At 67.6% G+C, this 10,048-nt stretch carries 7 protein-coding genes; all 7 read left to right on the plus strand.

Translation table 11 applies throughout. From position 1 onward, the window contains the following. Positions 1–109 precede the first annotated feature (109 nt). Positions 110–4,306 carry a hypothetical protein gene (locus QH195_RS15550; RefSeq protein WP_280435891.1) on the plus strand — a complete coding sequence of 1,399 codons (4,197 nt, stop codon included), beginning with the start codon at positions 110–112 and terminating at the stop codon, positions 4,304–4,306. 31 nt (positions 4,307–4,337) lie between these two features. Further along, positions 4,338–4,658 (plus strand): hypothetical protein, encoded by a 321-nt coding sequence (locus QH195_RS15555; RefSeq protein ID WP_280435892.1) that lies wholly within the window; start codon positions 4,338–4,340, stop codon positions 4,656–4,658. A 133-nt stretch (positions 4,659–4,791) separates the two neighbouring features. Further along, complete coding sequence (locus tag QH195_RS15560) at positions 4,792–5,271, plus strand: YbaB/EbfC family nucleoid-associated protein (protein ID WP_280424559.1); 480 nt, start codon at positions 4,792–4,794, stop codon at positions 5,269–5,271. 92 nt (positions 5,272–5,363) lie between these two features. Then, positions 5,364–8,024 carry a hypothetical protein gene (locus QH195_RS15565; protein WP_280435893.1) on the plus strand — a complete coding sequence of 887 codons (2,661 nt, stop codon included), beginning with the start codon at positions 5,364–5,366 and terminating at the stop codon, positions 8,022–8,024. After that, complete coding sequence (locus tag QH195_RS15570) at positions 8,021–8,827, plus strand: ESX secretion-associated protein EspG (protein ID WP_280435894.1); 807 nt, start codon at positions 8,021–8,023, stop codon at positions 8,825–8,827. The genes QH195_RS15565 and QH195_RS15570 overlap by 4 nt, the downstream gene beginning before the upstream one ends. Continuing rightward, positions 8,824–9,624, plus strand: coding sequence for an ESX secretion-associated protein EspG (locus QH195_RS15575; RefSeq protein WP_280435895.1), 801 nt, complete (start codon positions 8,824–8,826; stop codon positions 9,622–9,624). The genes QH195_RS15570 and QH195_RS15575 overlap by 4 nt, the downstream gene beginning before the upstream one ends. A 97-nt stretch (positions 9,625–9,721) precedes the next feature. Then, on the plus strand, positions 9,722–10,048 hold a 327-nt coding region (locus QH195_RS15580; RefSeq protein ID WP_280435896.1), incomplete at its 3' end, for an enoyl-CoA hydratase-related protein.

Consider the following 10,048-nt stretch of genomic DNA (forward strand, 5'->3'; position numbering starts at 1 on the left):
CGGCCGCGAATTTGCCTGGGCGCCACCGGGAATTCAGTGACACCCGCCAGAATCGATTCGGCCTACACGACCCTGGTCCGCGATCCCGAGCCGTCGGAGCTGCGCCGCTATGAGTTTGTACCTTCCCCCCGAGCTCCGCTGGCTCGGCTGGATCGCGGGTGCACAGTGGCCGGACGGTGACGAGGACAAAGCCTGGGAGGTCGCCTCGGCCTGGCAGGACGCGAGCAAGGAGCTCTTCGACCTGCTCGCCAGGATCGACGCCGCCGAACAGGCCACCATGGAGGCCTACCCCGAGGGCGATGCCCGCACGGAAATGGGTGCGCGCTACGACATGCTCCGCAGCGGCGACCAATCGCTGGAGCAACTCGCCACCTCGATGGAAGCTCAGTACGGTTCCACCTTCGATATGGGCACCGAGTTGCAGGCCCTCAAACTCACCATCATCGTCACCCTGTGCTGGCTGGCCCTGGAGATCGCCTGGGCCTGGTTGTTTCCGCCGACTGCGCCCGCGGTGGAGGCCGCCGCGATCGCCTCGACCCGGTCCTATCTCAAGATCATTCAGGATTTCGTGCAGAAGACCATCCAGAACATCGCCCGGCGGGCCGGCGCGCCGAATACGAAGCGCCATTTCTGGAAGGAGCTCGTGAAAGGCAATCCCGGCTGGCCTACCGCGAAGGGCTGGGGCGTGTACGGTGCCCGGGCGGCGGAAGGTGCCATCGTCCCGATGGCGATCAACGGCAGTATCCAGGCCGGGCAGATCGCCGACGGCAAACGACGCTCGTTCAACGGGCAGGAGTTCGGCCTCTCGGCACTCGGCGGCGCCGCCGGAGCCATCCCGGCCCGCGAGTTCGGACGGTATCTGGGTGAAGCCATCGAGAAGGTCGCGGGCAAGTATCTGAACAACCTCGCCGGCCGCACGGCCAACGGAATGTTCATCGGCGCCATGTCCGACGGATTCGGCGCGGTGTTCGGTAACGCGGCCACCGCCGCGGTGACCGGCGACCCCGGGGCGTTCACCAACGCCCCCGGCTGGGTCGGCAACTTCGCGCAGGGCGCCCTGGTGGGTGGTGCCCGTGGTGCTTCGGCCTTCAACAGCTATGTGCCGAAAACAACCGATGGCTTCACCGATATGTCGGCGTTCCGGAAAGACCATTGGCTGCGTGGCAATGCGTGGTTCCTCCCCAAATCCGAGGCGGGGTTGTTCGGGGGCGGATCCGAGAACAAATCCGTGGTCACGGCCGGCGGCGATACTCCGAACACCCACACCGACACGACCAACACCTCCACGAACTCGACGGGTACGAACGCCGACACCACGAACACGACGACTGCTGCGAACACGACCACCGCGGGCAACAACACGACGACTGCTGCGAACACCACCACCGGTAACACCTCGACCGCCGGTCCCGGCACCACCAACGCCGGCCCCGGCACCACGAACACCGGTGGTGGGGCCGGCGGTACTGGTGGTCAGCACGGAAGCGTCCAGAACTTCGGCGGTAACAGCGAGAACTTCGGTGCGGCCGCTACGCAGTCCGGCGGTCAGCAGGCGGCGCCGAACTGGTCGAACACCATGCCGCAGAGCGCCTGGTTCCAATCGGCGGGGGAGTCGTCGAATTTCGGCGGAAACAACTTCGGGTCCGGCACGGCGGGTGGCACGAACTGGTCACCGACGCCCGAAGGATTCGGGCCTGCCGCGACGCGGCCCGACGAGTTCGGCGCGGCCTACACCGATGCCACCGGCCGGGCATGGGATACCCAGCAGGGGAATTTCGTAGGCCCCCCGGTGGGCAGATTCTGGGATTCGGGCAGCGATTACGAGGCCCCGGTGTTCCGGTGGGCCGATTCGGATGCGGGAAGTTTTATCGAACGTCCGGTGTCGCCGATGACGGATTCGGATGCGGGAAGTTTCATCGAGCGTCCGGTATCTCCTTTGGACCAGGGCGGGATCGATTCGGCCGCCGGCGTCGTATCAGGGCCTCCTGGGCTCGGGGTGAACAGCAATGGTCCCGCTCCCATAGCGCAACCCGCTCCCGTCTCACCACAGAATCCCTCGGCACAGCAGTTCCCGGCGCAGCAAGCGGCGCCACCGGGCACGTCGCAACAGTCGCCCGCGGCCGCCGGCGCCTCGTCATCCGCCCCGCAGCAGTCGCACCAGCAATCGCCGCCGAATTCCTCGCAACCCGTGCCCCGCGGTGGGGCAGGGCCACTCGGGTCCCCGGCGCCGGGCGACGGGTCGATCTCCGCCTCGCGGCAACAAGCACCGCCACAGCCACTGGGCCGGCCGCCGGTGGGGCAGGAGACTCCGCAGGTTCCGGAGCGTTCCCCTTTGCGCCCGCCGCCTCCGCCGCAGCATGCGCCAGCCCCTCCGCCGGGACAAGGTGCGCCGCCGCAGGTTCCGGAGCGTTCCGCGCTCCGTCCGCCGGTGGGTCAGGAGGCGCCGCCGGTTCCGGAGCGTTCCGCTCTGCGCCCGCCGCCGGGGCAGCCAGTTGTACAGAGCGCTCCGCCTCCGCCGGATCGTCCCGCTCCGCCTCCGCCGGATCGGAGTGCGCCGCCACCGATTCCGGAGCGTTCACCGCTACGACCGCCCGGTGACGGTGCGCCGCGGGTTCCGGAGCGTTCACCCTTGCGTCCGCCGCCCGGGCAGCCGGTTGTGCAGGGCTCTCCACCTCCGCCGGATCGGCCGGCGCCGCCTCCGCCACAGCATGCGCCGCCTCCGCCGCCGGGGCAGGGCGGACCGCCGCCGGTTCCGGAACGTTCGCCGCTACGTCCGGCACCTGCTCCGCCGGACGGCGGGGGACCGGTGGTGAATCGGCGGCCGGAAGACCCCGACTGGCTGACCCCCTCGCGGGCGGCGCCCGCCCCGCCGGTCCGGCAGCCGCCTCCACCACCGGACCCGGCCGGCTCCGATGACGGGTCACGGCCGGTATCCCCGCGCCCCGAACCGGATCCGGACACCGGACCGCAGCGGTTGCTGCGCCCGGATCGGGACGAGCAGATCGCGCATCGGCAGTGGCTGCGTGAGCAAGTGGCGCGAATACAGCAGCACGAAACAGAGCTGCAGGTGCAGGCACAGCGCCGGCGGGACCTGGAGGCGTTGCGGTCGCTCCACGAGCATCAGGACCGGCAGTCGCCGTGGCAACGGGAGCTGCAACGGCAGGAAGGGCTGGAGAGTATCCAGCGCCAACAGGTGCAGCGGCAGGAACAGCAGGTGGATCTGCTGCAATCGCTGCACGATCAGCACACGACAGGGCCGGACCGGGCGCGAGTACAGGAACAGCTGGACCGGCAGCGGGAAGAGCTGAACCGCCAACGGGAGGCCCTGGAGCGGCAACAGGAGCATCTCGACCGGTTGCGCGAGCAGGGGCAGCGGGAACAGTGGCTGGAATCGCAACTCCACCTTCTGCGGGAAACAGCGGCGCACGCCCCGCCCCGCGAGCGGCCGGCGATAGCGGCGCAGGCGAACCGGCTACAGCGCGAGCTGGACGGGATACGGCAGGATCAGCGTGATCGGATGCCACCTGAGCACCTGCGCCATGAGCAGCAGCTGCAACGGGAGCGGGAGCAGCGCCAGACCGCGATGGACGATCTGCGGCACCAGATCGCTCAGACGCTCCAGCAGCAGTGGAACCGGGTACCGGCCGGGCAGTTGGGGGACGGCGATCGGACTCGACCGCCGCAGATGTGGCAGGTGCTGGGCGTGCAACAGAATTCGGTGGAGCACTACCAGGCCGCCCGTGCGTGGTTCGACGAGAACCGGGACCACCATTTCATCGGTGAGGGCAAGGATGTGCGCGGGAAACCGCGACCGCAGCGCTGGCCGATGAAGGTGCCCTACCCGATACCCGAGTTCCGGGCACCGGATGTCGCGGGCGACGACTGGCTGCCCGAGAATGCGGTGCCGCCGGGTGTCGATCCGGGCGAACAGCCGCCCGACGACCCGCCGGAGCCTCCGGGGATCCACCCCGAGGCGAAGGTCGATCCCGGGGCGACGATCGGGTCCGGCGCACAGGTGGAGGCCGGTGCGGTCGTGGGCGACGGTGCGCGGATCGGCGAAGGCGCCGTCGTTCATTCGGGTGCCTCGGTGGAAAGCGACGCCGTCATCGGCGCCGGAACGATCCTCGAGCGGGGTGTGGTGGTGCATACGGGTGCCCAGGTCGGCAAGGACGTGGTGCTGGGCGAGGGTGCGGTGATTCCGGCCGGGGCGGTGGTGCCGGACGGCACGGTGGTGCCGCCCGGGGAAGTGTTCGGCGGCGCGCAACCGGGCAGCGCCTCGGTCGATGTGCCGTTCACATTGAAATGATCCGGCGAGAGCCGGTGGTGAGGAGGAGATCATGGCCGATCGTGTCGAGGTGGATCCGGCGGCGCTGGCGCATGCCGCGGACCTGACCCAGGACCTGTCGGAGTCGGTGCTGGGAGTCGGGAAACGGCTGCGCGACCGGCTGGACGGGATCGAGAACGATTCGACAAAGCAGCCGTGGGGGGACGATTCGATGGGGAAGAACTTCATCAACGGCAAGAACAACGACGGGTACGGCGTCTCGAAGCCGAACCTGTTGGACGGAGTCGACGGTATCGGCGGAACTTTCGGCGCCTTCGCCACGGGGCAGCGCGACGCGGTCGATCAGCTCAACGATATGGACAGCCGATTCTGATAGCACGGCAGCCGACAGCGAACCGAATTTGCATGCACGCCACCGGGAATTCAATGTCGTGCGCTGTAATCGCCGGGGGTGCGCTCTGGTGTGGAGTGCCGCCTCCCGGACCGGAAGGGACTGAGGTAGCACCGTGGTGAACGAACGCCTGCAAGAAGATATGGCGACGATGCTGTCCGGCCTGAGCCATCAGATGCGTGGTATCGCCGAGGTTCAGAAGAAGCGTTCGCTGCTGACCGCCACGGTTCTCGCCGAGGAGAAACGGATCGAGGTGACGGTGAACGCCGACGGTGTGCTCATCGACACCAAGTTCGCCGACGATGTTCTCGATCTGACCATGGAAGAGATCGCCGCGGCCATCACCAAGGCCGTGCAGGACGCGGCGGCCCAGGTGCAGCAGAAGGCGCGCGAGCTGATGGATCCACTGCTGGCGCACCGGAACTCGATGCCGAAGCTGTCCGAGATGATCGAGGGCGCGCCGGATCTCGGTGGCTTGATTCCACAGCCGCCGCAAACGCCGACGGTATCGCCGGACTCGCCCGACTGGCCCGGTAACCGGCCGGACGAACCGGATGACTCGGCCCCTCGATCGGTGGTTGCGGACCGGGACTGACGTTCCACGCGCGACGACGGAGCCCGGGGCGGCGCGCGGTGCACAGCGGGTACGGGCGCGGCGGCACTTCCGATAGGCAAAGGTGAATTCATATGCCCCTCGATCCGGGACTCATCACAGGTCTGACGAGTCAGGTCACCGGCGGGACCCTGCAGTTCGTTCCGGACGACGCGTTGAAGAGCGCGAAAGCGGCGGCAGATCTGCACGATGATCTGCTGGGGATGGCGGATGCCGTGGCGCAGGTGGGATTGAACGATCTGGCACCGTTCGGCACCCTCAACTCCGGCCGGGAGCTGGCCACCGTATTCAGCAAGAAGGCGACCCGGCTCAGCACCGTTCTCAACGAACACGCCAAGATCGTCCGGGAAATGGGCGATCTCTTCAAGGCTGCCGGCCGAGCCTATGAGAACGCCGAAACGAATTCCTCGAGCACCTTCAAAAGCCTCGGCGAGCTGACCTTCCCGGACAAGCCCCAGTCCTACAAGCCCAGTACCGACGGCACCGATCTGGGTGACGGTTCGCCCTCGTGGGGGCGTATCTGGGATGATATCGACACCACCGAATTCCCTTCCACGATCAAAGATTTCCCGAACAAGGATCCCGGTTCCGTGGTGACGGTCGAGGCCAAGGATTCGGTGACCTTCAAGGAGATGTACGACCTCGGGCAGGCTATCCAGGCCCAGCCGGTGATGGACGCCTCGGCTACCTGGAAGTCCTTCGGCAACGATCTCGATACGAAGCTGTCCAAGTTCATCGACGATATCGCGGCGCTGAACCGGTCCTGGGTCGGTTCGGGTGCACAGGGTGCGGCCGATGCGGTCACCTCGTACCAGGAGAACATGGATCCGCTGTTCACCTCGATACTCCAGGTCAGCAAACTGCTCGAGTACACGGCGAACTGGCTGCACTACACCAAGCAGGTCATGCCGCCGGATATGGACTCGAAAGCCGGCTGCGACGACCTCACCGACAACTACCGTGACGCCCTGGAGAAGACCTACCTCACGGGTATGAAGAACACGGCGGAGAGTATGCCGCTGCTGGACGGCCCGGTCACGAAGGATGCCGGCAGCGGCAAGGGTGATGGTTCGGGCACGGGCACGGGCACAGGGACTGGCACTGGCACTGGCACGGGGACGGGCACCGGTACAGGGACGGGCACCGGTACAGGGACGGGCACCGGTACAGGGACTGGCACTGGCACCGGGACGGGCACCGGTACAGGGACTGGCACTGGCACCGGTACGGGTACGGGAACCGGCACGGGTACAGGCACCGGCAGCTACCAGGACGGCTACGACGACGGCTACGAACAGGGATACGAAGACGCGCAGGACCAGCTGGGTGGTAGCGGCTCGGGGTACGGGTCCGGATCGGGTTCCGACTACGGATCGGGTGGCAACTCCGGCTACGGCGGGTCGTCCGGTGGTGGTCAGGGCTCCGGGTCCGGTGGCTCCGGCTCTTCCGGACTCGGCGGTTCACGTGCCGGGCTGGGCTCCGGCGGTTCGGGTTCGGGCCCATCGATCCCCAATTTGTCCGCGGGTCAGTCGAGCCCGACCGGGTCCTCCGGGAAATCCGGCGGCGGTGGTTCGACAGGCGGCGGCGGAACCGGGTCGCAAGGCGGCGGGGGAACCGGGTCGCAGATTCCCTCGATACCCGAGATCCCCTCGGCCGAGGATTTCATGGGCGATTCGTCGGGGTCGGGTCCCGGCGGTAACAGCAGCAGCCTCGGTCCTGGCCAGAGCGATTACGGTTCCTCCGGTGGCAGGCCGGGTGGCTCCGGTTCCTCCGGCGGCGGCAGCGAGCACGGTTCCTCCGGCGGCGGACCGGGCGGCGGTTCCGGTTCCTCCGGCAGCAAGATGCCGAAGAACCCCACGGCCGCGGATATTCTCAGCAAACTCACCGGCATCCCGGAGTCCCAGCTCCCGGAATCGCTGAAGAACCGCAAGATCACGGCGTCCGACGGTTCCGGCGAGCCCAGTCTGGCCGACGCCCTGTCCCAGCTCACCGGTATACCGCTGGACGAAATGCCGGAAGAGCTGAAGAACACGCCGTTGTCTTCCCTCTACGACGAGAATTCGCCGTACGGCTCGGCGGATACGTTGTTCGGCGAGGATTCGCCGGTCGGTGATCTGCTCGACTCGGTGAACGGGGAGGGCGGTTCCGACGGTACGGGCAGCGGACGCGACTCCGGTGGTTCGAGCACCGGCGGCGGATCCAGCCCGGCCGGGCAGGACCCGCTGGGTATCCTCTCCAACCTGCTCACCCAGGGCATCCAGGCATTCACCCAGCTCGGTAGCGGTCTTCCCGGGATGGAGGAGCTGGCCCGGATGCTCGATCCCGCTCAGCTGCAACAGCATGTGCAGGGCTTGCTGGATCCGGCCCGCGAGCAACTGGATCAGCTGGCCGGCGCGCTGGGCGGTGGCGGCGCAGGTGGGGGTGCGGGCGCCGGTGGGCCGGCGGCCGGCGTCACCCCGCCGCTCTCGCCCTACCCGGAACCGCAGAGCTCGCAACTGTTCCCGCGGGCGGCACTGGCGGGCCCCGGGACGGAGACCGCCGGCGGCTACCAGTCACCGACGGGTTCGTCGCATCCGATGGGCGGTGCACCGATGGGCGGCGCGCCCGGTGCGGGTGCCGGCAGCGCGGGTGGTCAGAACAACGAATACAAGCCGGCGAAATATCTACAGGGCCGGGAGAACCTGGATGAGGCCTGGGATGTCCCGGATCGGGTGAAACCGGTGATCGAACCGTGAACCGCACATGGGAGCTCACCGACCTGGAATTCAAGGTGCTGTGTGAGAAGCACGGCCAACCGCGCCTTCCCCGGCCCTTCATGTTCACCAGCCGGATCCGGCTGGAGGACGACTACGAAATGGCGAAGTCGACTATCCGACGGCGGTTGCTGCGGCTTGCCGACCCGGATCTGGACGAGCTCGGCAAGGCGCTGGACAAGCCGGACGTGTATGTGGTCGCACAGGCCTGGACCGACGGCGATTTCGAGAACCCGGCCGACCGGACCCGGATGCTCGCGGTGCGCCGCGGGGCGCGCGGCTACCTGATCTCACAGCGGCCGGGAGAGACGCTGGCGCACAGCGGGGGGTTCGACGTCACCACCTGCCATCCGGATTCCCTGGGTGATGCGGTGCTCGCGGGCCTGCCCTTCGCGGAATCCGGTCGGCTGCCCGATATTCCGGTGCCACAGAGCTCGCCGGAATACGACGGTGACACCGAGTTCGTGCCGAGCAGTTCGATGGTGTCGGACAACGACGAACCGGAGGACGACGACTCCTACCGCGCCAAGCTCTTCTTCGAAACACCGGCCACTCGCAGCGGATATATCCGGGTGTATCAAGGGCGCTCGAAATTCGGTCCGCGTGGCCGGATCGATATGGGGGTGCTGTGGCGTGATCTTCCGGGCGACGGCCGCTATGTGGTTCCGATGGATCACCCGGCACCGGTGGCCGCGGGATCGGGTACCGAAGAGATGGTGAAGTGGGTCGGTGAACAGGTCGCGTTCGTGATGTCGCGGTTGGAATGGAACTGGGAGGACGAGTGACGGCCGCGGCCTCCGAGCCGGGCCGGACGCACGATGTTTTCGCCGATGTTCCGGGGGTTGCGCGCCGCTGGCTGTTCAGCGATATCGAATTCAAGGTCCTCTGCGATGATTTCCGCCGCGGCAAGCTGCCGAAGCCGTTCACCTTCACCAGCCGGATCCGGTCCGCGGATGCCTACGCCGTCGCCCGGGACCATGCGCGCCGGACGCTGGCCGCTCGCTCGGACCCCGCGTTCGAGGAACTGGTCGGCGCGATCTCGCGACCGGATGTGATCGTGGTGGCACGTGGCTGGGACGAACGCGATCCGCAAGCGCCGGATTCGTGCACCTACCTGCACACGGTCCGGCAGGGCTCGCGCGGCTACGTCATCCGGCAGCGTATCGGGGAGACCATCCAGCACAGCAGCGGATTCGAGGTCGCCGAATGTCCGGTCGCGGAACTGGCCGCCGCGGTGGCCGGATTGTTGCCCGCCGCCGCGGCGGGCACCCGGCCCGAATTCACCGTGGAGTCCATCGCCGAGCCGGGCGCCGATACCACCGCGGCCGATAGCAGGGTGTTCTTCGATACTCCCGCGACCGGGACGGGATACCTGCGGGTGCTGCAGAGCCGGCTGCATTTCCGGCTACCGGGTATCACCCAGACCTCCGCGGTATGGCGGGACCTGCCCGGCGACGGGCGGTATCTGATCCGTTCGGAAGGGGCGCGGTCGACGGTCACCGGAATGGATCATCGGCAGTTGTCCGGCTGGATCGACGGCTGGATCGACACCATCGTGCACCGGCTGGACAGCGGCGAATGACCGTCGACCCGGCGGGCCGGGACTGCCGCCGCGACCGACCGGACCCGGGCGGTATCGTCACCGATATTCGTAACCGTTTCGACGAAGAGGATGTGCTGTGACCGACTTCGAGACGATTCTGCTGGAGCGTAAGGACAAGGTCGGCCTCATCACGCTGAACCGGCCCAAGGCGCTGAACGCACTGAACGCGCAGGTCCTCGACGATGTGATCGCGGCCCTCGACGAACTCGAACGCGACGACGAGATCGGTGCGGTGGTGATCACCGGATCGGACCGCGCCTTCGCCGCGGGCGCGGATATCAAGGAGATGCAGCCCAAGTCCTATATGGACATGTTCATGGACGACTACTTCGCCCGCTGGGAGCGGCTGGCCCAGTTCCGTAAGCCGACCATCGCCGCCGTGGGCGGGTACGCGCTGGGCGGC

The organism is Nocardia carnea, assembly GCF_029868855.1.
Lineage (GTDB): Bacteria > Actinomycetota > Actinomycetes > Mycobacteriales > Mycobacteriaceae > Nocardia > Nocardia carnea_A.

Bases quoted from the DNA above. Each gene is read 5' to 3' on its own strand.
- QH195_RS15550 (WP_280435891.1), top strand. From the start codon at position 110: ATGAGTTTGTACCTTCCCCCCGAGCTCCGCTGGCTCGGCTGGATCGCG.
- QH195_RS15555 (WP_280435892.1), top strand. From the start codon at position 4,338: ATGGCCGATCGTGTCGAGGTGGATCCGGCGGCGCTGGCGCATGCCGCG.
- QH195_RS15565 (WP_280435893.1), top strand. From the start codon at position 5,364: ATGCCCCTCGATCCGGGACTCATCACAGGTCTGACGAGTCAGGTCACC.